Source organism: Pseudomonas sp. NY15435 (assembly GCF_048068295.1).
Taxonomy (GTDB): domain Bacteria; phylum Pseudomonadota; class Gammaproteobacteria; order Pseudomonadales; family Pseudomonadaceae; genus Pseudomonas.
Genome location: NZ_JBLUQA010000015.1, coordinates 51,793 through 71,367, shown reverse-complemented (window position 1 = coordinate 71,367; position 19,575 = coordinate 51,793). Strand labels below are relative to the sequence as shown.

Genomic DNA, 19,575 nt, shown 5'->3' with positions numbered 1-19,575 from the left:
AGGAGATAGTCTTATCTATTTGTTTTTAAAGGATAAAAATATAATAGAAATCACTTTAAGAGTGAGCGCTATCTAACTGTTTGACGGTGGCAGCTGCTGGGTGGAAATCCACCTGTCGCGGAGGGGCGCTGGGGATTTGTTTCGTAGATTCAACATTCATAAATGAACATAACCTATTGATATGGATAGATTAAGATTCGAGTTATCCAGGGTCTGCACGGCGCGACCAAGGCTTGGTAAGCTGGAGTCTTTCCATCATTCGGGAGATCGTCATGATCGGTCTCAGAAACCTGGCGATCGTCGCCTGTTGCGCACTGGCGGCGCCGGCATTCGCGCAGCAGTTCATCGGGCAGCAGACACAGTCGCAAGGCACGCAGGGTCATCAGAACCCACCGCAGTGGCAGCAGTCGCCACCGGTGATCCAGCGCATCTACGTCAGCCCCGGTGCCAGCGGCAGCGTGGACAGTTCGTCCAGCTGGCAGCGTCAGGATGGCTATGGTGGCGTAACAGTGCCCAGGGGGTACGGTGAAACGCGCTCCAGCACTGTGATCATCGACCAGGGCAGCGGTGGCATTCGTCAGAGCATCGAGTACCCCAACGGTGCGGTTTACCCGCGCGGCAATGGCAATTACCAGCAGCAGTAGGCGGGTTCAGTCGATCAGATCGTCGCGGGTCAGGCGGGACTTGCGCAGACCACCGTGGCTGTAGAAAAGCCCGGTATCGCCGCGCCAATGGAAGAGTGTGGCGAGGAACGCCGAGCTGACCCGGCCCACATCCCAGCTACGGAGTTTGCGGTAGGCCCAGAGCCAGCTGTCGTCGGAGGAAGAGTCGCTCATGGAATCGTCCTTGATTCGGCAAGCGGGGAAAGTGCATGGGACATTAGTGCGCCGGGTAGGCCTTCGCAAGTCGCTGCTCCCGCAACCACGCCCTGCGAAAAGGCCCTCGCATTCAGGCGGTGCTGACCGCCTTCGATTCCTCGACGTATTCCTTCAACCAGCGCAGGACTTCCACGGCGTCCCAGCGGCTGGGATCGAACATGGCGTAGGCCTGGCCCTGGTAGCCCACCACATCCAGCGGGCGGTGATAGCCGGCGCGCTGCATCAGGGCTTCGATTTCCGCGAAGCAGACATTGAAGTGGGTACGGCTGAAAGGCGTCTTGCCCTCTGTGACCAGCCCCTCCAGCAGCAGTTCCGACACGGCCTCGCTGACTTCCTCGATGGCCATGTGGTTCACGGTGTATTTCAGCTGATGGATGCTGACCATCGCTTGCTCCTCAATGGGTTTCAGGCCCATGCCCTGTGATCCGAGGTGATCGACGTAGCCAATGGACTGTGGCCTTTCGTCGAGGTTTAAAAAATTTTCGCAAAATACTGTATGCATGAACAGTATTTTCTCCTAGTATCTCTCTCGCGGTCTGACAGAAACCCTGAAGTGCCCGTCGCCATTGGCCTGACGAGCACTCCTCGACGAACAGGAGCGATGGCGATGCTGCAGAAACTGATGCTTTGCGCAGGTGTGGCGATGCTGGCGGGCTGCGTCCAGCCCCAGGCAGATATCCCGCGCGCCAATGGCGCCTATCTCATCATTGAGGGCAAGGAGGCCTGGGCCGTGCTGGTGGCCGACGGCAAGCGCATCGAAGAGCGCGGTACCGTGCGCGACGCCATACGCCTGCCGAAGGAGCGCTCGGCCATCGCGGCCAGCTACGTGATCGACACCCCCAACTGCGGTCGCCTGCAATGGCTGACCGAAGGCGAGGGCGATTCCACCGTGCGTCTGTCTTCGCGGGGCGAGGCAGCCGATCTGTCAGGCTGCCAGATCAGCGACGCGCTCAGCAGGGTCTGGACCGCGCTGGATTATTCGAGCTGACGAGGCTGAACGTGCCGTCCTCCAACAAAATGTTTCGGCTGGGATGTCCTTCACGTTTTTTTCACACCCGGCGGCGGAGTATGAAAACCAGCTAAGGGATTAGCTCCCCATCGAAAAGCCCGCTTGATTGCGGGCTTTTTATTGCCTGTCGACCAAGGTCGGCTCGCCCACCGGCCGCGGCGCGGCTAAGGTGGAACTCCACGGAAAGGCGGAGATAGAGATGCAGCGGGTTCTTGCGGAACGACTTTGGACAGCCTTGGGCGGTCAAGCCGAGCGCCTTAGCCACTTGGCCTTTCGCAGCGAAGGCTCGCTGCCCTCGGCGTTCTTCGTCACCGAACTGGCGGCCGCCAGCATTGCCAGCGCCGGACTGGCGCTGGGTGAATGGCTGGAGCCGGATGCAGGCGCAAACACCTCAATGGTCGTGGACCGCCGCCTGGCTTCTTTCTGGTTTGCTACCTCCCTGCGCGCGCAGGGCTGGACACCTCCCGATCTGTGGGATGCCATCGCCGGCAACTACGCCACCCGCGACGGCTGGGTTCGTCTGCACACCAATGCTCCGCATCATCGCGCCGCCGCACTCCGAGTGCTCGGCACTGGGAACGATCGCGACCAGGTCGCTACTGCCGTGGCGAGCTGGCAGGCGGGCGAGTTGGAACTGGCGATCGTGAAGGAGGGCGGTTGTGCGGCCGAAATGCGTTCCTGGGATGCCTGGAAGCAGCATCCGCAAGGGATTGCTGTGGCGCGTGAGCCTCTGGTATTGCGCGATATCCAGTTGGTATCGGCGCCTTCCCTGGATATCGAGATCGACCGTGAGCGCCCGCTGACCGGTTTGCGTGTGCTCGACCTGACCCGCGTGCTGGCCGGTCCCATCGCCACCCGTTTCCTTGCCGGCTTTGGCGCCGAGGTCCTGCGTATCGATCCGCCGGACTGGGACGAGCCCGGCGTAGTGCCGGAAGTGACCCTGGGCAAGCACTGCGCGCGGCTGGACCTGCGCCAACCGGAAGGCCGCGAACGCTTCCAGGCGCTACTCGCCAGCGCCGACGTGCTGGTCCACGGCTACCGCGCCGATGCCCTGGAGCGCCTGGGATTCGGCACCGACGTACGCCGTACGATCGCACCAGGGCTGGTGGACGTCAGCCTGAATGCCTACGGCTGGTCTGGCCCCTGGAGCGACAGACGTGGTTTCGACAGCCTGGTGCAGATGAGCAGCGGCATCGCCGAGGCCGGGCGCGTCTGGCGCGGGGAAGACAAGCCCGTACCGCTGCCCGTGCAGGCACTCGACCACGCCACGGGTTACCTGATCGCTGCGGCCGCCCTGCGCGGTTTGGCCGAGCGCCGGCGCAGCGGGAGGGGGAGCCGCTGGCGGCTGTCGCTGGCACGCACGGCGCAATGTCTGCTGGAGGCGGGCGTTTCGTCGGTAGGCTCGCTGGCGTTGGCGGAGGAGACAGCTGCTGATCTGGCGCCCGGCATCGAGACAACGGCCTGGGGTCATGCGCGGCGCTTGCGCCCGCCGCTGCAAGTTGCCGGCTCGCCGCTCTACTGGGAGTTGCCGGCTTCCGAGCTGGGCTCGGCGTCGGCAGCCTGGCAGCCGATCAGCCCCGACTGACCTGGAACGCCTCGCCGGTGGCAAAGAAAGCGCCGCCAGCCTGGTAGTGAATGGTGCGCAGCTCGTCAGCGGGGAAATGCCAGCGGCCGTTGGAGAAGGCACGCTCATTGGCGTAGGCGGCCACCACTTCGGCGATGAACAGGTCGTATTTTTCCTGGTTGTGGGGCTCGCTGATCACCTTGCATTCCAGGTAGGCCACGCAGCCATCCACGATCGGCGCCTCGACCTGCTTCGCACGGGATGTGCGGATGTCCAGTTGCTCGAACTTGTTGCCTTCGCCGCCATTGCTGGAGCCTACCGCCAGGGTCAGTTCGGCCTGCTGACGAGTCGGCAACTGGATGACAAAGGTCCCCGAGCCTTCAACTAGATGGCGGGACCAGGTGTTGCGATCCAATACCAGCATCAGCTTGGGCGGGTCGAAGTCCAGCGGCATGACCCAGGCGGCGGCCATGACGTTCGCCACGCCTTCGTGCTCGCTGGTGACGAGGGTGCTCGGGCCGTGGTTGAGCAGCAGGTAGGCCTTGTTCAGCGGCACGTCTTTCAGGTGGTTCATTCAGTGGTCCTCAAGTCCGGATCAGAGCAGCAGGCCGTCCACCGGCTTCAGTGGTTCGGGCAGGTCGGTCTCGCCGAGGATTTCCAGCACGGCGATTTCAGTGTTACGGCTCATGGCATCCAGCGGCAGGTCGTTGGGTTGGGTGTCGAAAGGGTCGGCGATCTGATCGCCCAGGGCGTCCAGGCCGAAAAAGGTGTAGGCCAGCACACACACCGCCAGTGGGGTGAACCAGCCGATGCTGTCCACCAGGCAGAAGGGCAGCAGGAAGCAGTAGACGTGCACGATGCGGTGCAGCATCAGGATGTAGGGGTAGGGAATCGGTGTGTTGCGGATGCGCTCGCAGCCGCCCAGCACGTAGGACAGGCGGGTCATCTGCTGGTCGATGGCGGCCAGGGTTATGTCGCTGGCGCCCCTGGCACGACTGCGTTCGGCAAAGCGCTGGGCGAGGCTGGCGAGCAGGACGTTGGTCGGGCTGCGGCTGGCGGCCAGGGTGGCGGCTTCTTCGCCCAGCAGGCGCTTCACGTCATCGCTTTGCGCGGTGCCGCGCAATTGGTCGCGCAGGACATAGCTGAAGGCGATCAGCGGGTTGCACAGCTGGCGACGGTCCTCGGCATTCATATCCGGCAAAAGTGAGCGTGTCTGGCGCGCGAGGTTGCGGGTGACGATCAGCAACTCGCCCCACAGCGTGCGCGCCTCCCAGAAGCGCTGGTAGGCGACGTTGTTACGAAAGCCCAGGAAGATCGCCAGCGTCAGGCCCCAGAGGGTGAAGGGCGTGGAGGTGATGATGACCTTGTAGTGGTAGAGCGTGCCGTGGGTGGCCACCACCAGGGAGCTGAGCAATACCGTGTAGAGCACCTTGCGCCAGATGGCCGGGATGATCGATCCCTTGAGGGAGAACAGCAGGACCCAGAGCGTCGGGGTTTGCGGGCGGAGGATCATACGGCGGCATCCGGTGGGGCGGAGCGCGCATGATAGCCGAGATGAAGGCTTGGGCGACGTGTGTCGCAGAGGGCACCCTTTGTAGGAGCGAGCTTGCTCGCGAACCGGCCCGTAGCGAAGAGGTTCGCGAGCAAGCTCGCTCCTACAGAAAAGAGCAACGTTCGGGCGTACCTAGCCCTGCTGGTACAGCTTGACGATCGCCGAGAAGTCCAGCTGGCCATTGCCCTGGTTGCTGAAGGTCTGGAACAGCTGCTGGGCGAGGGCGCCGAGCAGCACCGGCTGGCGGATCTGTCGCGCTGCCTCGCTGGCCAGGCCCAGGTCCTTGAGCATCAGGTCGGTACCGAAGCCGCCGCTGTAGCCACGGGCCGCCGGCGCGCCGGTGAGCGGGTTGTTGATCTCCGAGGCCCAGCAGCGGCCGCTGGAGGTGTTGATGATGCCGGCCAGTACTTCTGCATCCATGCCCAGCTTCACGCCCAGGGACATGGCTTCCGCCACGCCGATCATGGAGATGCCCAGCAGCAGGTTGTTCGCCACCTTGGCCACCTGGCCGTTGCCCGCGCCGCCGCAGTGCACGATGTTCTTGCCCATGGCCGCGAGCACCGGGCGGGCACGCTCGAAGTCGGCCTGCTCGCCGCCGACCATGAAGGTCAGGGTGCCCGCAGCCGCACCAGCGGTACCGCCGGAAACCGGTGCATCCAGCATCGGGTTGCCGTGGACGTGAGCGGCAGCGGAAACCTCTCGGGCGTTGAGTGGGTCGATGGTGGAAGAGTCGATCAGCAGCACGCCAGGCTGCACGTTAGCCAGCAGGCCGGCGTCGCCGAGGAACACCTGCTTCACGTGGGCCGCGGCAGGCAGCATGGTGATGATCACTTCGACATCGTCGCGCGCCACTGCCGCGGGGGACTCCAGCGCACGGGCGCCGAGGGCGACGGCCGTTTCCACGGCCTTGGCGGAGAGGTCGAAGACGCTCAGGTCGAAGCCGGCCTTGAGCAGGTTGGCGGCCATGGGGCCGCCCATGTTGCCGAGTCCGATGAATCCAATGCGCATGGGGATTTCCTCTTCTTCTTGTGCGGTAGCGCCCTGAAGGTGGGCGCAAAAAGGGTGCCCGCCCGCGTGGTGCCGAACCCGGGCCCGCATCCATGCGGAGGTCCGGGCCGGCTCGGGGCAGGCGGGCGGGCAGCTTTTACTTGAGGTTGATGGTGGTGTTCACCGCACCACCGACCTCGTTCTCGTCGAACCAGCGCTCGGTAACGGTCTTGGTCTGGGTGTAGAACTGCACCACCTGCTTGCCGTAGGGGCCCAGGTCGCCCAGCTTCGAGCCGCGCGAGCCGGTGAAGGAGAACAGCGGCACCGGCACCGGGATCGGCACGTTGATGCCCACCTGGCCGACGTCGATCTCTTCCTTGAAGTGGCGGGCGGCGGCGCCGGAGCGGGTGAACAGCGCAGTGCCGTTGCCATTGGGGTTGGCGTTGATCAATTTGATGGCCTCATCGAAGGTCTTCACCGACACCACGCAGAGCACCGGGCCGAAGATTTCCTCGCGGTAGATGGTCATTTGCGGGGTGACGCCGGAGAACACGGTCGGGCCGACGAAGTTGCCCTTGCCGTAGCCTTCGACCTGCGGGTTGCGTCCGTCCAGCTCCAGCGTGGCGCCTTCCTGGGTGCCGCGTTCGATCAGGCCGCTGACGCGGTCCAGGGCAGCGCAGGAAACCAGCGGGCCGACGTCGGTATTGGCCTCGGTACCGCCGCTGACCTTGAGGGTCTTCGCCTTGGCGACCAGGTCCGGAATCCACTGGTTGGCTTCGCCGACCAGAATGGCCACCGACACCGCCATGCAGCGTTGCCCTGCAGCGCCGAAGGCTGCGCCGGCAATGGCATTGAGGGTCTGCTCCTTGTTGGCGTCGGGCAGCACTACCGCATGGTTCTTCGCGCCCATCATGCACTGCACGCGTTTGCCGGCCAGCGAGGCGCGGTTGTAGACGTGGGTGCCGACACGGGTCGAGCCGACGAAGGAAACGGCCTTGATGTCCGGGTGGTCGCAGATGGCGTTCACCACGTCCGGGCCGCCATGGATGACGTTGAGCACGCCCGGCGGCACGCCGGCCTCGTGGGCCAGCTCGACCAGCCGCATGGTCACCATCGGGTCCTGTTCGGACGGCTTGAGGACGAAGGTGTTGCCGGTGGCAATCGCCATCGGGAACATCCACAGCGGGATCATCGCCGGGAAGTTGAAGGGGGTGATGCCGGCGCACACGCCGATGGGCTGCAGGAGGGTGAAGGTGTCCACGCCGCCGGCCACGTTGTTGGCCAGTTCACCCAGTTGCAGGTTGCCGATGGCCGAAGCGTGCTCGACCACTTCCAGGCCGCGGAACACGTCGCCTTCGGCGTCAGGCAGGGTCTTGCCCTGTTCGGCGGTCAGGATGGCCGCCAGCTCCTTCATGTTCTCGCGGATCAGTTGCTGATACTTGAGGAAGATGCGCGCGCGGGCGCCGATCGGGGTCTTCTTCCAGGTCTTGAACGCGGTCTTGGCGCTGGCCACTGCGCGCTCGACTTCCTCGGACGTGGCGAAGGGCACGCGGGCGAGGACTTCCTGGGTGGCGGGGTTGATCACGTCACGCCATTCGGAGGTGGTGGACTCGACGGGCTTGCCGTCGAGGAAGAGTTTGACGGTCGGGACGGCAGGTGCAGTCATCGGGGTTCTCCCAGCCTGAAGGCTTTGTTCTTGTGTGGTCCGATCCTAACAGTGCATTTTTGATGTTCTCAATGCGGTGATGTGCAAGTATGGTCTGCGTTTTTGCACATGGAGAGCGCACATAGAGAGTGCGCAGCAGGCTGCTTATGGACTGGGACAATCTGCGTTTCTTCCTCGAGCTATCCCGCGCCGGCAAGCTCACCGTCGCCGCACGGCGCCTGGGTGTGGACCACACCACCGTCGCCCGTCGCCTGCAGGCGCTGGAGAAAAGCATCGGCGCGCAATTGCTGGTGCGCGAGCCTGCCGGCTATCGGCTGACCGAAGCCGGTCACGGTCTGCTGCCGCAGGCCGAGGCGATGGAAAGCGCCTGCAAGGTCATCGAGAAACGCCTGGCCGGCGCGGAAGACAATCTCTCCGGCAAGGTGCGCATCGGCGCGACGGAAGGTTACGGCTCGACGCTGCTGACCTCGCAGTTGGTAGAGCTGAACCAGCGCCATCCGCACCTGGGCGTCGACTTGCTGGCGGTGCCGCGTGCCCTGCAGCTGTCGCGCCACGAGGCGGACATCGTCATCACCCTGGAGCGCCCCGGGCGCGGCCCCTACCTGATCACCCGGCTGACCGACTACGTATTGCGGCTCTACGCCTCGAAGGACTACTTGGCCGAACGCGGCCCGATCCGCACGCGCGACGACCTGCGCGAGCACGCGCTGGTGGGCTACGTGGACGACCTGCTGTACAGCAAGGAGCTGCAATACCTCGACGAGATCGGCCGGCCACTGCACATGGCGCTGCGTTGCACCAGCATCCTGGCCCAGCAGCGGGCGGTGGCGGAGGGCGCGGGTTTGGCGATCCTGCCAGCGTTCGCGGCGGCTGAGGATTCGTCATTGCAGCCAGTGCTGGCTGGCGAGATCGAATTCGTGCGGACTTTCTGGATGCTGATGCCCACGGAGCTCAAGGACATCGCGCGGATGCGCACGACCTGGGATTTCCTGCGCGAGAAGGCAGAGGGAAGCCAGGATGTCCTGATGGGACGAGGACACAGGTAGGAGCGAGCTTGCTCGCGAACACATTTCACCCGCACATACCGGTGTGAGGCGGGTTGGCGAGCAAGCTCGCTCCTACCGTTCGTGTGACTCTCAAAGAAAACGGGCGGCCTGTTGGCCGCCCGTTTTGCATTACGCCAGACCGACGTAAAGGTTCTGCACGTCGTCGTTGCCGTCCAGGGCGTCGAGGAAGGCTTCGACTTCCTCCAGTTCCGCGCCGGACAGGCTCACCGGGTTCTTTGCCTTGTAGCCGAGCTTGGCCGAAGCGACGGTGAAGCCGTGCTCTGGCAGGGCGCGGCAGACGGCGTCGAGGTCGGTGGAGTCAGTGAGGAACAGGGTGTCGCCTTCTTCCTCGCCCGATTCGAAGTCCTGGGCGCCGGCTTCGATGGCGGCCAGTTCCGGGTCGGCGTCAGCGCTGGCCGGGGTGGCCTCGACCAGCCCCAGGTAATCGAAGTCCCAGGCTACCGAACCGGAAGCGCCCAGTTGCCCCTTGCGGAACAGCACGCGGATTTCCGCGATAGTGCGGTTCACGTTGTCGGTCAGGCATTCGACGATCACCGGCACGCGGTGCGGGGCGAAGCCTTCGTAGACCACGCGCTCGAAGTTGGCGGCGCCGTCCAGCAGGCCGGCGCCCTTCTTGATGGCGCGCTCCAGGGTGTCGCGCGGCATCGAGGCCTTCTTGGCCTGCTCGACGACCAGGCGCAGTTTCGGGTTCATGTCCGGGTCGGCGCCATTGCGCGCCGCGATCATGATTTCCTTCGACAGTTTGCCGAACACGCGGCCCTTGGCGTTGGCTGCGACTTCTTTATGTTTGGCTTTCCACTGGGCGCCCATAGTCGATCTCTTGCTGGCGGTTGCTGATGGGCGGCAAGTCTAAGGCCTCACGCGGCCGCTGGCGATATCTGCCGGATCAACGCGGGACGGCGAACACCGCGCTGGCCTGGGCCACCACCTTGTCGCCCACCGACAGCAGCGCATTGGCAAACGCCATCTGCTTGCCGCGCCGACTGTGTAGCAGGCGGATGCTCAGCCAGTCGCCGACCTGGGCGGTGGACACGTAGTCCAGCGTCAGGCTGGCGGTGACCAGTGGCTGCGGCGGCTGGCTGGCGAAGGCCATGGCGTAGCCCATGCCGATGTCGGCCAGGGTCGCCAGGATGCCGCCGTGCACGCCGCCGCGACTGTTGGTGTGGCGTTCGTCCAGCAGCAGGCCCAGTTCCAGCGCTTCGCCTTCGCCACGCACCAGGAACGGGCCGAGCAGGTCCAGCAGCGGATTGCGCCGTTGCAGCGGCTGAAATCCCTCGGGGTAGCCCAGATCGGCGATCGCGTTCATTGCCAGCCTCCGGTGTGCTGCTGCAGCACGGCGCGCACGGTTTCGATCACCCGTTGCGGGACCTGGTAGTCCGGGTGCGCGCGGAACACCGCTGCCGCATCCGCCAGGCGGGTGAGGGCGAGGAGCTCGCTTTCGGCCCGGCGAGTGTCGGCACCGCCGGCAGGCAGCGCCAGGGCCTGGCGCTCGCAGGAGCAGGCGGCCTGGGCATTCACCAGCCCGCAATGCTGCTGCATGAAGTCATCCAGCCGCTGGCGCGCGCGGGACAGTCGCTTGCGATAGGCCGCCGGCTCGATCTCCAGCACCGCCGCCGCCGTCTCCGAATCCAGCCCGAAGGCGATGTCCAGCACGTAAGCCAGGCGCTGCTCACGCTCCAGACACATCAGCATGCCTTGGGTGCAGGCCAGGGCGATGCGCTCGGCGGCCAGCTTGTCGGCCGGCTCCAGCGGGCGCTCGTTGGCCTCGGCCAGGCGCAGACCGAGGTCGAGCTTGTCGGCCAGGGCCTCCAGCGACACGGTGGGCGCCTCGCGGACCTTGGTGCGTGCAGTCAGCAGCGCGTTGCTGGCGATGCGGAAGGCCCAGGTGGAGAACTGGCTGTCGCCACGGAAGCTGGCGAGGTGGGTAGTGATGCGCAGGAGGATTTCCTGGCTGGCGTCCTGGGCGTCTTCGCGGCGGCCGAGCATGCGCAGGGCGAGGTTGTAGACCGGCGCCTGCATGACCAGCAGCAAGGCATCGAGGGCGGCGGGCTCGCCGCGCTGGGCACGCTGCAGGTGTTCGTTGTCGATGGCTGGGAATTTCACGGTGTCCTCCTGACGTGGCCGGCGAAATTCCGGCTCTTCTTCCTTGGACTCGGCGCTGCAGTTTTTTGTGACCGCCAGCCCCCTTTGCGTTGTGTCCCGTGTAGGAGCGAGCTTGCTCGCGAACGGACCTGCCGGCAACCAAGGTGCCTAGGCGGTTCGCGAGCAAGCTCGCTCCTACAAGTGGCGTCAGCTCTGGGCCGAGAGGAAGGCGTACAGCCGCTCGTCCAGTGAGTGCGCCACGTTGAAACGCATCCACGGCACGCTGCGGCCGTCGGGCATGAACAGCTGGCCGGGGAACAGCAGGATCTTCGCCTCCTTGGCCCGCCCGGCGAGCAGGGTGGCGTCATTCACCGCGCGGTGCCGCGCCCAGAGGAACAGTCCGGCACGGGGTTCGTGAAAAATGTCCAGGCCGGCAGCTTCCAGGCGGCGCGCCACGCTGTCGTGGGCTTCGCCGAGCTGGTCGCGCAGCTGGCGCACGTGCTTGCGGTGGCGACCCTGCAGGAGGATGTCCAGCGCCAGGGTCTCGGTAAGCTCCGAGCTGGTCAGGCCGCTGACCATCTTCAGCGGCACCAGCTCCTCGATCAGTTCAGGGTGCGCGGCGATGAAGCCAGTGCGCAGCGCCGGGGCGATGACCTTGGACAGGCTGCTGATGTAGATCACCCGCGCCAGCTGGTCGAGGTTGGCCAGGATCAGCTGGCCGGCAGGGTCGAGGTCGGCATAGATGTCGTTTTCGACGATGAGGAAATCGTACTTCTCGGCCAGTTGCAGCAGGCGGTGCGCGGCGGCCAGGGACAGACTGCCGCCGGTGGGGCTCTGCAGCCGCGCCTGGGTGAAATAGACCTTGGGCCGGTGCTCGCGGGCCAGTTGCTCCAGGCGGTCCAGGTCCAGCCCGTCGGCGCTGCGCGGCACTCCCAGCAATTGTGCGCCCTGCAGACGCAGGTTGAGGAACAGATTGTGGTAACCCGGCTCGTCCACCAGCACCGGGTCGCCGCGCTGCACCAGGTAGCGCACGGTGAGGTCCAGCGCCTGGCTGGCGCCAGCGGTGAGCAGAATCTGCTCGGGGCTGGCGGCCACACCCGCATCGCCCAGGCGGTCGGCCAGCTTGCCGCGCAGCTTCAGGTTGCCCTTGCTATGGCCGTAGTTGCCGAACTGGGTCGGCTCTTCCCGCGCTAGGCTGCGCAGCCCTCGCTGCAAACCCTCGCCATCGAGCCAGTGCTCGGGCAACAGGCCGACGCCGGGGCGGATCTCCATGCCCAGCGGCTGGAAGACCTTGTGCAGCAGCAGGTGCGCATCGAAGTCGAACTCCGTGGGAGTCTCATCGCTGGCGCTGTCCTCGACTGCCGGGCCGCGTACGTAGAAGCCGGCATTGGGCACCGCGTTCAGGCAGCCGCGCGCCACCAGCCGGTCGTAGGCCTCGACCACAGTGAAGTGGCTGACGCCATTGGCCTGGGCGAACTTGCGGATCGAAGGCAGCTTGGCGCCGGGGCGCAGGCGCTGCTCGTCGATGGCCTGGGCAATGCCTTCGACGATCTGGGTGACCAGGGGAATGTCCGAGGTGGGGTCGAGCAACAGCATCCGAAGGTCCGTTCACGAAGGGAAGAAATCTGTACAGGTCCGGTGACCATAACAGCACTGCAAAATCTGCGATGTCCCTGTGCATGGTGCGGGCAGGGCGCGCCCAGCACACTCGGTTCCAGACGGCGGCAATACGCCGCACAGCCTGAACAAGAACAAGGACCACCGGTCATGCGTGACACAGCTTACAACATCGATCCGTCGAGTATTTCCGCCGAAGAGTGGCAGGCCCGCTGCGACCTCGCCGCGCTGTATCGGCTGATTGCGCACTTCCGCTGGACCGACCACATCGACACCCATATCTCTGCGCGGGTGCCGGGCGAGCCGGGCCACTACCTGATCAACCGCTACGGCGTGCTGTTCCACGAAATGCGCGCCTCCGACCTGGTGAAGGTCGACCACGCGGGCGACGTCATCGACCCGCGCTTCGGCCCGAAAAGCGTCAATCGCGCCGGCTTCAACATCCACTCCGCGGTACACGCCGCCCGCGAGGACGTGGCCTGCGTGATCCACACCCACACCGCCGCCGGGATCGCGGTGTCCGCCCAGGAAGACGGCCTGCTGCCGATCAGCCAGCATGCGCTGAAGTTCTATAACCGCCTGGGCTACCACGACTACGAAGGCATCGCCCTGGACCCGGACGAGCGCTCGCGCCTGGTCAACGATCTGGGCAGCCACATGGTGATGATCCTGCGCAACCACGGCCTGCTGGCCACCGGGCGCTGCATTGCCGAGGCCTTCAACCAGATCTACTTCCTCGAACGTGCCTGCCAGGCGCAGGTCCAGGCCCTGGCTGGCGGCCGCCAGCTGCGTTACCCGTCGCACGCCGTGTGCGAGCGCGTTGCCGTACAGGAAGAAGAGGCGCTGACCGACGGCCTGCACCTGCTGGCCTGGGAATCGGCGCTGCGCCTGATCGAGGACGGCGCGGCCGTCTATCGGAGCTGAGCCTGATATCGTGCCCCGGTCCGCAGAGACCGGGCGCCTGCGTGCTTGAACCATCTGCCAACAACAATGCCAAGAGGTGGAAATGAAGAACCCGATTCTGGGAGCCCTGCTCATGGGCGTGGCGTCCGGCGCCATGGCCGCGGACCTGACCGTGATCTCCTTTGGAGGCACCAGCAAGGATGTGCAGACCGAAGCCTTCTACAAACCCTTCGAGAAGAAGGAAGGAATGAAGGTGATCGCCGGCGAGTACAACGGCGAAATGGGCAAGATAAAAGCCATGGTCGACACCGGCAGCGTCAACTGGGACGTCGTCCAGGTGGAAGGCCCGGAGCTGCTGCGCGGCTGCGAAGACGGCCTGTTCGAACAGCTCGACCCATCCATCCTCGGCAATCCCGAGGACTACGTGCCCGGTACCATCTCCGACTGCGGGGCGGGCCTGCTGGTCTGGTCGATGGCCATGGTCTACGACGGCAAGCGCTTCGCCAACGGCCCGACCGGCTGGACGGATTTCTGGGATACGAAGAAATTCCCCGGCAAACGTTCCCTGCGCAAGGGCGCCAAGTACACCCTGGAAATCGCCTTGCTGGCCGACGGCGTGAAGAAGGAAGACCTGTACAAGGTGCTGGCCACCAAGGAAGGCGTGGATCGCGCCTTCAAGAAGCTCGATGAAATCAAACCGTCGATCCAGTGGTGGGAGTCCGGTGCACAGCCGATGCAGTTCATCGCCAGCGGCGACGTAGCCATGAGCACCGCCTATAACGGCCGCGCCTTTGCCGCGCAGGAAGAGGGCGCGCCGATGAAGGTTGTATGGAACAACAGCCTGTACGCCATCGACTCCTGGGCGATCCCCAAGGGCAGCCCGAACAAGAAGGCTGCCGAGGACTTCATCGCCTTCTCGCTCAAGCCCGAGCAGCAGAAGATCCACACCGTGAAGCTGGGCTATGGCTCGGTGAACCTGGGCACCACCAAGCTTCTCGATCCAAAGCTGGTGGAGCGCCTGAACACCGCACCAGCGAACCTGGAACAGGCCGTACCGGTGAACTTCGAGTTCTGGGTCGACCACGGCGAGGACCTGGAGCAGCGCTTCAACGCCTGGGCGGCAAAAGGCTGAGGGGTGGTGGAGCGCTGACGGCAGTGACTGTCTGACTGCGCTACTGCCGCAAGCCCGTTCCTGTGTGTGCCGCGCGTCCCGGCACCCACGGGAACGGGCTTTTTTGATTGAATGCCATGCGATAAAACCCGACTTCAGGCCCCGTCGATGATCCGTAAAGGCACTTTCGGCCAGACCGGCTTCAGCCTGCACTCACCAGCTGCAGCAGGCGCGCGGCCAGTTCGGCGCGGCGGAAGGGTTTGGATAGCACCTCGTAACCGCGAATCTGGCTCGGGGTGAGATTGGCGTAGCCGGTGATGATCAGCACTGGCAGGCCGGCGAAACGCTGGCGCAGGTCCTGGGCCAACTGGGCCCCGGTGCGGTCGGCCATGATGTGGTCGGTGACCAGCACGTCCGGCACCAGACCGTTGTCGATCAGTGCCATGGCCGCGGCCGCCGAGCAGGCATCGGTGACCTGGTAGCCCAGGTCGCGCAGTTGCAGGCGCGTGGTGTAGCGCACCATGTCCTCGTCATCCACCAGCAGCACATGGATCGGCCGGGGCGCCACCGGGGCGTCGAAGGTATCCGTCTCTTCGCTAAGGATCAGTTCATCGGTGATCGGCAGCCAGACCGTGACCTGCGTGCCGCTGCCTTCCTGCGAGGCAATGCCCAGGCCGCCGCCGGACTGCGCCGCCAGCCCCTGCACCATGGACAGCCCAAGTCCGGTGCCCTTGCCCATGCCCTTGGTGGAGAAGAACGGCTCCAGGCAGCGTGCCAGGGTCTGGGCGCTCATTCCGCTGCCGTTGTCGCTCACCACCAGGCCAACATAACGCCCGGCGCAGAACCCTTCGAACTGGCCATCGGCGATTTCGCTGACCTTGCCGCTGATCTTCAGCTGGCCGCCGTCAGCCATGGCATCGCGGGCGTTGACTGCCAGGTTGAGGATTGCCAGCTCCAATTGGTGCGGGTCGACGATCACCGACGGCAGGTGCGCTGGCACTTCGATCGCCACATCGATCATGCCGCCGAGGGACCGCTCGATCAGGTCGCGCATCTCGCTGATCAGTCGCTGCAGCGACACCACCTGGGGCTTGAGGGTCTGCCGGCGGGCGAAGGTCAGCAGGCGGCCGACCAGGATGCGCGCGCGGTCGGCGGCCTGCAGGGCTCCGTCGATCAGCGTGGTGGAGCGCTCGTCGTCCAGGCGCCGGCGCACCAGTTCCAGCGACGCCATGATGGGCGTCAGCAGGTTGTTGAAGTCATGGGCGATGCCGCCGGTGAGCTGGCCGATCATCTCCATCTTGCGCGCTTCGTGCAGCTGGGCCACCGCGGCCTCGCGCTGGGCGACCATGGCGGCTGCCCGTTCCTCCAGGCCTTCGTTGAGCTTGCGCAGCTCTTTCTCGGCGCGGATGCGGGCACTGATGTCAACGCAGACGCAGAGCATCCCGGTGACGGCCAGCTGTTCGTCGAGCAATGGCGTCAGCTGATCCTGTACCCAGACTTCACGGCCATCGGGGTGCAGGTGGCGATGGACGATTTCCCTCGATGCTGTCGCTCCGGCCAACAGCTCGGGCGGAGGCTGCTCGTGCAGGCGGGACTGCAGCAGGTCCTGGCGGGAGCGGCCGACTATCTCGCAATAACGTTCGTTGACCCGCGTGAAGTAGCCGTCGCGGTCGCACAGTGCGATGCCGGCGCTGGCCTGGTCGAACATCGCCGCAAGCTGCGTGGAGCTTTCGCGCAACGCTGTTTCCGCCCGCGCATGGAGGATCGCCGTCCAGGCCTGCTTGGCGGTTTCCTCGGCCAGACGCAGTTCGAACTCGGTATGGATGTGTGGCCGTTCATGGTGGATCGCCAGCACAGCCTCCAGTACCCCGTGGCGGATTACCGGCACGTGCAAGGTGGCAGCCAGACTGAAGTCGCGGCAGGACTGCGCTTCGCTTTCGGGAAGGTTGCCCGAGTCGCTGCGGTAGTGTCGCGCCACCGACAATCCGGCCTGCAGCGAGCGCAGAAGATCGACGCCGAAGTCACGGTAACGATGGCGGCCCACGGCGCTTTGCGGCGCGCCGGGAAATTCGCGGGCGACGTCGAAGGTCACGCCATCGCCGTTGTCCTCTGCGAAGAACACCCGTGTGGCGCCCAGCTCCTCGGCAAGCCTGCTGGCGGCGACGATCTCGATACGCTCAGGCTCGGCAATGGTCGGCAGGGCGCGGCCCAATTCCAGCAGGAAGGCCTGGCGGCGTTCGAACTGCACGCGCTCGGTGGTCTCGGTGACGATGCACAGCACGCCGCCGATGGAGCCGTCGTCGTCGCGTACCGCCGAATAGGACACGTCGAAATACACGGTTTCGCCGGCGCCGTGGCGTTCGATATAGAAGGGGCGGTCCTTGGCCGAGAAGGTCTCGCCGGTCTCGCGTACGCCGCGCAGCAGCGGTTCCAGGTCATCCCACAGCTCGGTCCAGTTCTCGACAGCGGGGCGGCCGAGGGCGCGCGGGTGTTTGCCGCCAATGCTGGGCGAGTAGGCGTCGTTGTACAGGGCGACGTACTGCGGGCCCCAGAACAGCACAATCTGCGCCTTTACCGGGAGCACCGTGCTCATCAATGTCTTCAGGCTGGCCGACCAGGTCTCCGGCGCACCGAGCGGCGAGGCGCTCCAGTCGCGCGTGCGCATCAGCGTGGCGACATCCGGCAACGGCTGGTCGTCCTCGCGGGCGAGGATATCAGTGACATCGAGGGCTGCCGGTTCGGCGGCGATATCGGAAAACTGTTCCATGTCGTCGGGGCCGAAAGAGTCGAGGCGAAGGGGTGTTTGTCGTAGAGACGCTTGTCGTTATGAGCGCAGGAACGGTCGCCGCGTTCCGTTTCAATGAGGCCCGGTTTCGCGGCGATGCCCCTGACTATAGCGCGGCCGTGCGAGACGCAGCGTTTATTCAGGCCCTGGCGGAGCGGGGCGGGCGACGGTGCGGGGAGGGCTCCGGCAGCGGATGCACCTCGGATACCGACGCCTGCTGCAGCTCGCCCAGAACTTCCTTCACCCGGCAGTGGCCGGTCAGGCCACGCTTGACCACCAGCACGGCCGCTGCCACTTCCAGCCAGCCGCTCACACCGCCTCGGCGCACGCCCTTGCCGATGCCGGCCAGGCCGATGGCCACGGACAAGGCGCGCTCCCATTTGCCGAGATTCTGGCCACCGAAAGTCTGCTGAGTCATTTCAGGTCTCCCATTGCGATTGTGCGGAACGGGCACGGGTTTCACGCCCTGTAGCTGGGAGCCGGCAACCGGCGCGCGGGTTCAGTCGAAACTACGGATGGTCACTCTCGCGGGCGAGCAGCAGGTGCACGGTGGCGCAGCAGCCTTGTCCAGGCAGATGGGAAATCTGCAGTTCGCCGCCGATGCTGTTGATCAGGTGCTGGGCGATGTTCTGGCTCAGGCTGTGGCGTGCCGGATTGCGGGTGGGGTAGTCGCGGGTCAGTTCGGAGAGGGAATAGGCACGCATTTCCGCCCGCCCCGCGCTCGGCAGGCCTTCCAGAACTATGCGTACGCCCAGCCCGTCCTGCGTCGGACTGGCGACGATGCGAACCTGCACACTGCCGTTGTCGGTCAGGTCGATCACATAAAGGCCCAGGTGTCGCAAGGCCTCGCGCAGGGACTTGGCATCGACCAGCACGCTTTGTCGCGAGCGCTTGTCGGTTTCCAGCTTCAGTGTCAGTTGCTTCCGGTCTGCCTGCCCGTGCAGCGCTTCGAGCACCTCGGCGACTAGCACGTCCAGTCGCGTGGGAAGCAGCGGGACTTCGTCCTGGGCAACGAGTGCGCGCTTGAGCGAGGCGCCGTGCACGCGCAGTTCATCGAGGATCGCCTGGGCCCGTTCGAGATTGGCGGAGGCGGGCTGCGCCAGGGTCTGCGCAAGCGCATCGATGCGTTCGTTGAGGTGGGTGGTGGCGCTGGTGAACAGGTCCGTCAGTTGCTGGTGCGCCAGCTCGCCGGCTTCGGCGCGGCTGCGCAGTTCGTTGAGCTGGTCATAGCGCTCAGTGACGTCGGTGCTGCAGCAGATCATCCCGAGCAGATTGCCGTCGCCATCCCGGTAGGGCGTGCCCCAGTGGTGCAATACGCGGCGCTCGCCATGCACGGTGAGCTCGATATCCTTGCTGAAGGATTGCTCCTCGGCGATGGCGCGCTGCAGGAAGCGCAGCATGTTGCGCGCGTCGTCCGGGGGGTACCAGTCGACCTCGGTGGTGCGGGTGCCCAGCACATCATCGAGGCGGGTCTGGTACAGCGCCAGGTGCGCCGGGTTGGCATACATCAGGCGCGCCTGCGTATCGCGCACGTAGAAGGCTGCCGGCAGGCTCTCGACCATGGAGCGCCACATGGGCTCCTCGCCCTCGTCACGGGCTCCGTCACGGGCAAGGCTGGCGGGTGCGGCAAGGCGGTTGCGGCGGGCGAAGTCGATCAGGTCGAGCATGCTGGAGAGGTTGAGCTTGCTGCGCATGCGTGCCCGGTAGGTACTGACGGACTTCTCGCTGATGGTCAGTTCGCGGGCGATCTCCTGGTTGCTGTAGCCGCTGGCAAGCAGACTGAGGACGCTCAATTCACGGTTGGACAGCGAGGCCACACGCTCGGCGTCGTTCTCCTGCAGGCTGGCGCGATGCACGCTGCCGAGCATCTCGGCGGGGAAGTAGCTGTGCCCGCGCAGGAGCACCGCCAGGGCTTCCTTGAGCCGGTCGATGTCCTGATGTTTGCTGACGAAACCCGAAGCGCCAACCTGCAGGAAGCGGCCGACGTAGTGCTCGGAATCCTGGGTGCTGTAGCCCAGGATCGGCAGCGTCAGGCCCCGCGCACGCAAGCGCGAGATCACGTCCAGGCCGGTAAGCTGCGACAGGTCGATATCGATGATCAGCAGGTCCGGCGTGAGGCGGGTCGTCAGGCTCAGCGCTTCAAGGCCGTTGCAGGCTTCGCCGACCACCGTATGCCGCTCCGCCTGCAGCAGCATGCGCACGGCATAGCGGGTCATCGGGTGTTCGTCCGCGATCAGTATTCGCGCCATCTCATCCCCCAGGTTTGCCCTTCACTCTAGGGCAGGACGAAGGCGATCGTGTAATCATTTTCCTACAAGAGGTGACTGGTTTTCGCATCCTCACTGCGCTGCCGC

Annotated in this window: 19 protein-coding genes; 6 read left to right on the top strand and 13 right to left on the bottom strand. The window is 65.2% G+C overall.

The window, feature by feature from the left end; genetic code table 11:
• Nucleotides 1-272 precede the first annotated feature (272 nt).
• Nucleotides 273-644, top strand: coding sequence for a hypothetical protein (locus ACNFH5_RS26990; RefSeq protein ID WP_416751425.1), 372 nt, complete (start codon nt 273-275; stop codon nt 642-644).
• 6 nt (nt 645-650) lie between these two features.
• Here ACNFH5_RS26990 and ACNFH5_RS26985 read toward each other — a convergent pair whose 3' ends face one another.
• Both ACNFH5_RS26985 and ACNFH5_RS26980 read right to left on the bottom strand, forming a co-directional pair.
• Nucleotides 651-836: a hypothetical protein gene (locus ACNFH5_RS26985; protein ID WP_045217600.1), complete on the bottom strand. Its 186-nt coding sequence runs from the start codon at nt 834-836 to the stop codon at nt 651-653.
• Between the two features lie 112 nt (nt 837-948).
• Nucleotides 949-1,263, bottom strand: a complete 315-nt coding sequence (locus tag ACNFH5_RS26980; RefSeq protein ID WP_045217597.1) for a hypothetical protein — start codon at nt 1,261-1,263, stop codon at nt 949-951.
• 222 nt (nt 1,264-1,485) lie between these two features.
• Here ACNFH5_RS26980 and ACNFH5_RS26975 point away from each other — a divergent pair, with 222 nt between their 5' ends.
• The gene (locus ACNFH5_RS26975) at nt 1,486-1,866 is read left to right on the top strand and encodes a hypothetical protein (RefSeq protein ID WP_416751423.1); all 381 of its coding nucleotides are present in this window, start codon (nt 1,486-1,488) and stop codon (nt 1,864-1,866) included.
• Between the two features lie 286 nt (nt 1,867-2,152).
• Complete coding sequence (locus ACNFH5_RS26970; RefSeq protein ID WP_416751421.1) at nt 2,153-3,472, top strand: CoA transferase; 1,320 nt, start codon at nt 2,153-2,155, stop codon at nt 3,470-3,472.
• Here the strand turns inward: ACNFH5_RS26970 and ACNFH5_RS26965 are convergent.
• From ACNFH5_RS26965 to ACNFH5_RS26950, 4 genes are all read right to left on the bottom strand, one after another.
• Nucleotides 3,459-4,025, bottom strand: coding sequence for a flavin reductase family protein (locus ACNFH5_RS26965; RefSeq protein WP_416751419.1), 567 nt, complete (start codon nt 4,023-4,025; stop codon nt 3,459-3,461). The two genes, ACNFH5_RS26970 and ACNFH5_RS26965, sit on opposite strands and share 14 nt — an antisense overlap.
• Nucleotides 4,026-4,046: 21 nt before the next feature.
• A complete protein-coding gene (locus ACNFH5_RS26960; RefSeq protein ID WP_416751417.1) occupies nt 4,047-4,964 on the bottom strand; it encodes a bestrophin family protein in 918 nt (305 codons plus the stop codon).
• A 171-nt stretch (nt 4,965-5,135) separates the two neighbouring features.
• On the bottom strand, nt 5,136-6,011 hold the full coding sequence (gene mmsB, locus ACNFH5_RS26955; protein WP_416751415.1) for a 3-hydroxyisobutyrate dehydrogenase: 876 nt from the start codon (nt 6,009-6,011) through the stop codon (nt 5,136-5,138).
• A 136-nt stretch (nt 6,012-6,147) separates the two neighbouring features.
• Nucleotides 6,148-7,656 carry a CoA-acylating methylmalonate-semialdehyde dehydrogenase gene (locus tag ACNFH5_RS26950; protein ID WP_416751413.1) on the bottom strand — a complete coding sequence of 503 codons (1,509 nt, stop codon included), beginning with the start codon at nt 7,654-7,656 and terminating at the stop codon, nt 6,148-6,150.
• A gap of 146 nt (nt 7,657-7,802) precedes the next feature.
• Here ACNFH5_RS26950 and ACNFH5_RS26945 point away from each other — a divergent pair, with 146 nt between their 5' ends.
• The gene (locus ACNFH5_RS26945; RefSeq protein WP_416751411.1) at nt 7,803-8,702 is read left to right on the top strand and encodes a LysR family transcriptional regulator; all 900 of its coding nucleotides are present in this window, start codon (nt 7,803-7,805) and stop codon (nt 8,700-8,702) included.
• A 129-nt stretch (nt 8,703-8,831) separates the two neighbouring features.
• Here ACNFH5_RS26945 and ACNFH5_RS26940 read toward each other — a convergent pair whose 3' ends face one another.
• The 4 genes from ACNFH5_RS26940 to ACNFH5_RS26925 all read right to left on the bottom strand — a co-directional run bounded on the left by ACNFH5_RS26940 (nt 8,832) and on the right by ACNFH5_RS26925 (nt 12,401).
• Complete coding sequence (locus ACNFH5_RS26940; RefSeq protein ID WP_416751409.1) at nt 8,832-9,533, bottom strand: YebC/PmpR family DNA-binding transcriptional regulator; 702 nt, start codon at nt 9,531-9,533, stop codon at nt 8,832-8,834.
• 76 nt (nt 9,534-9,609) lie between these two features.
• Nucleotides 9,610-10,029 (bottom strand): PaaI family thioesterase, encoded by a 420-nt coding sequence (locus ACNFH5_RS26935; protein ID WP_416751407.1) that lies wholly within the window; start codon nt 10,027-10,029, stop codon nt 9,610-9,612.
• Complete coding sequence (locus tag ACNFH5_RS26930) at nt 10,026-10,826, bottom strand: RNA polymerase sigma factor (RefSeq protein ID WP_416751405.1); 801 nt, start codon at nt 10,824-10,826, stop codon at nt 10,026-10,028. Before ACNFH5_RS26930 ends, ACNFH5_RS26935 begins: the two co-directional genes overlap by 4 nt.
• 186 nt (nt 10,827-11,012) lie before the next feature.
• The gene (locus ACNFH5_RS26925; RefSeq protein WP_416751403.1) at nt 11,013-12,401 is read right to left on the bottom strand and encodes a PLP-dependent aminotransferase family protein; all 1,389 of its coding nucleotides are present in this window, start codon (nt 12,399-12,401) and stop codon (nt 11,013-11,015) included.
• A 171-nt stretch (nt 12,402-12,572) separates the two neighbouring features.
• On the opposite strand from ACNFH5_RS26925, the gene ACNFH5_RS26920 reads away from it, so the two are divergent.
• Both ACNFH5_RS26920 and ACNFH5_RS26915 read left to right on the top strand, forming a co-directional pair.
• Nucleotides 12,573-13,346, top strand: coding sequence for a class II aldolase/adducin family protein (locus ACNFH5_RS26920; protein ID WP_416751401.1), 774 nt, complete (start codon nt 12,573-12,575; stop codon nt 13,344-13,346).
• Nucleotides 13,347-13,428: 82 nt separating this feature from the next.
• Nucleotides 13,429-14,457 carry an ABC transporter substrate-binding protein gene (locus ACNFH5_RS26915; RefSeq protein WP_416751399.1) on the top strand — a complete coding sequence of 343 codons (1,029 nt, stop codon included), beginning with the start codon at nt 13,429-13,431 and terminating at the stop codon, nt 14,455-14,457.
• A gap of 181 nt (nt 14,458-14,638) precedes the next feature.
• On the opposite strand, the gene ACNFH5_RS26910 is transcribed toward ACNFH5_RS26915, so the two are convergent.
• The 3 genes from ACNFH5_RS26910 to ACNFH5_RS26900 all read right to left on the bottom strand — a co-directional run bounded on the left by ACNFH5_RS26910 (nt 14,639) and on the right by ACNFH5_RS26900 (nt 19,470).
• The gene (locus tag ACNFH5_RS26910; protein ID WP_416751515.1) at nt 14,639-17,101 is read right to left on the bottom strand and encodes a PAS domain-containing protein; all 2,463 of its coding nucleotides are present in this window, start codon (nt 17,099-17,101) and stop codon (nt 14,639-14,641) included.
• A gap of 259 nt (nt 17,102-17,360) precedes the next feature.
• Entirely contained in the window at nt 17,361-17,639 is a 279-nt protein-coding gene (locus ACNFH5_RS26905) for a DUF2892 domain-containing protein (protein ID WP_416751397.1), read from the bottom strand.
• A gap of 91 nt (nt 17,640-17,730) precedes the next feature.
• Complete coding sequence (locus ACNFH5_RS26900) at nt 17,731-19,470, bottom strand: response regulator (RefSeq protein WP_416751395.1); 1,740 nt, start codon at nt 19,468-19,470, stop codon at nt 17,731-17,733.
• Nucleotides 19,471-19,575: the final 105 nt, after the last annotated feature.

Bases quoted from the DNA above. Each gene is read 5' to 3' on its own strand.
- ACNFH5_RS26940 (WP_416751409.1), bottom strand. From the start codon at position 9,533: ATGGGCGCCCAGTGGAAAGCCAAACATAAAGAAGTCGCAGCCAACGCC.
- ACNFH5_RS26990 (WP_416751425.1), top strand. From the start codon at position 273: ATGATCGGTCTCAGAAACCTGGCGATCGTCGCCTGTTGCGCACTGGCG.
- ACNFH5_RS26900 (WP_416751395.1), bottom strand. From the start codon at position 19,470: ATGGCGCGAATACTGATCGCGGACGAACACCCGATGACCCGCTATGCC.
- mmsB (WP_416751415.1), bottom strand. From the start codon at position 6,011: ATGCGCATTGGATTCATCGGACTCGGCAACATGGGCGGCCCCATGGCC.
- ACNFH5_RS26945 (WP_416751411.1), top strand. From the start codon at position 7,803: ATGGACTGGGACAATCTGCGTTTCTTCCTCGAGCTATCCCGCGCCGGC.
- ACNFH5_RS26950 (WP_416751413.1), bottom strand. From the start codon at position 7,656: ATGACTGCACCTGCCGTCCCGACCGTCAAACTCTTCCTCGACGGCAAG.
- ACNFH5_RS26905 (WP_416751397.1), bottom strand. From the start codon at position 17,639: ATGACTCAGCAGACTTTCGGTGGCCAGAATCTCGGCAAATGGGAGCGC.
- ACNFH5_RS26935 (WP_416751407.1), bottom strand. From the start codon at position 10,029: ATGAACGCGATCGCCGATCTGGGCTACCCCGAGGGATTTCAGCCGCTG.
- ACNFH5_RS26965 (WP_416751419.1), bottom strand. From the start codon at position 4,025: ATGAACCACCTGAAAGACGTGCCGCTGAACAAGGCCTACCTGCTGCTC.
- ACNFH5_RS26910 (WP_416751515.1), bottom strand. From the start codon at position 17,101: ATGCGCACGCGCGACTGGAGCGCCTCGCCGCTCGGTGCGCCGGAGACC.
- ACNFH5_RS26985 (WP_045217600.1), bottom strand. From the start codon at position 836: ATGAGCGACTCTTCCTCCGACGACAGCTGGCTCTGGGCCTACCGCAAA.
- ACNFH5_RS26960 (WP_416751417.1), bottom strand. From the start codon at position 4,964: ATGATCCTCCGCCCGCAAACCCCGACGCTCTGGGTCCTGCTGTTCTCC.
- ACNFH5_RS26980 (WP_045217597.1), bottom strand. From the start codon at position 1,263: ATGGTCAGCATCCATCAGCTGAAATACACCGTGAACCACATGGCCATC.
- ACNFH5_RS26915 (WP_416751399.1), top strand. From the start codon at position 13,429: ATGAAGAACCCGATTCTGGGAGCCCTGCTCATGGGCGTGGCGTCCGGC.
- ACNFH5_RS26920 (WP_416751401.1), top strand. From the start codon at position 12,573: ATGCGTGACACAGCTTACAACATCGATCCGTCGAGTATTTCCGCCGAA.
- ACNFH5_RS26925 (WP_416751403.1), bottom strand. From the start codon at position 12,401: ATGCTGTTGCTCGACCCCACCTCGGACATTCCCCTGGTCACCCAGATC.
- ACNFH5_RS26975 (WP_416751423.1), top strand. From the start codon at position 1,486: ATGCTGCAGAAACTGATGCTTTGCGCAGGTGTGGCGATGCTGGCGGGC.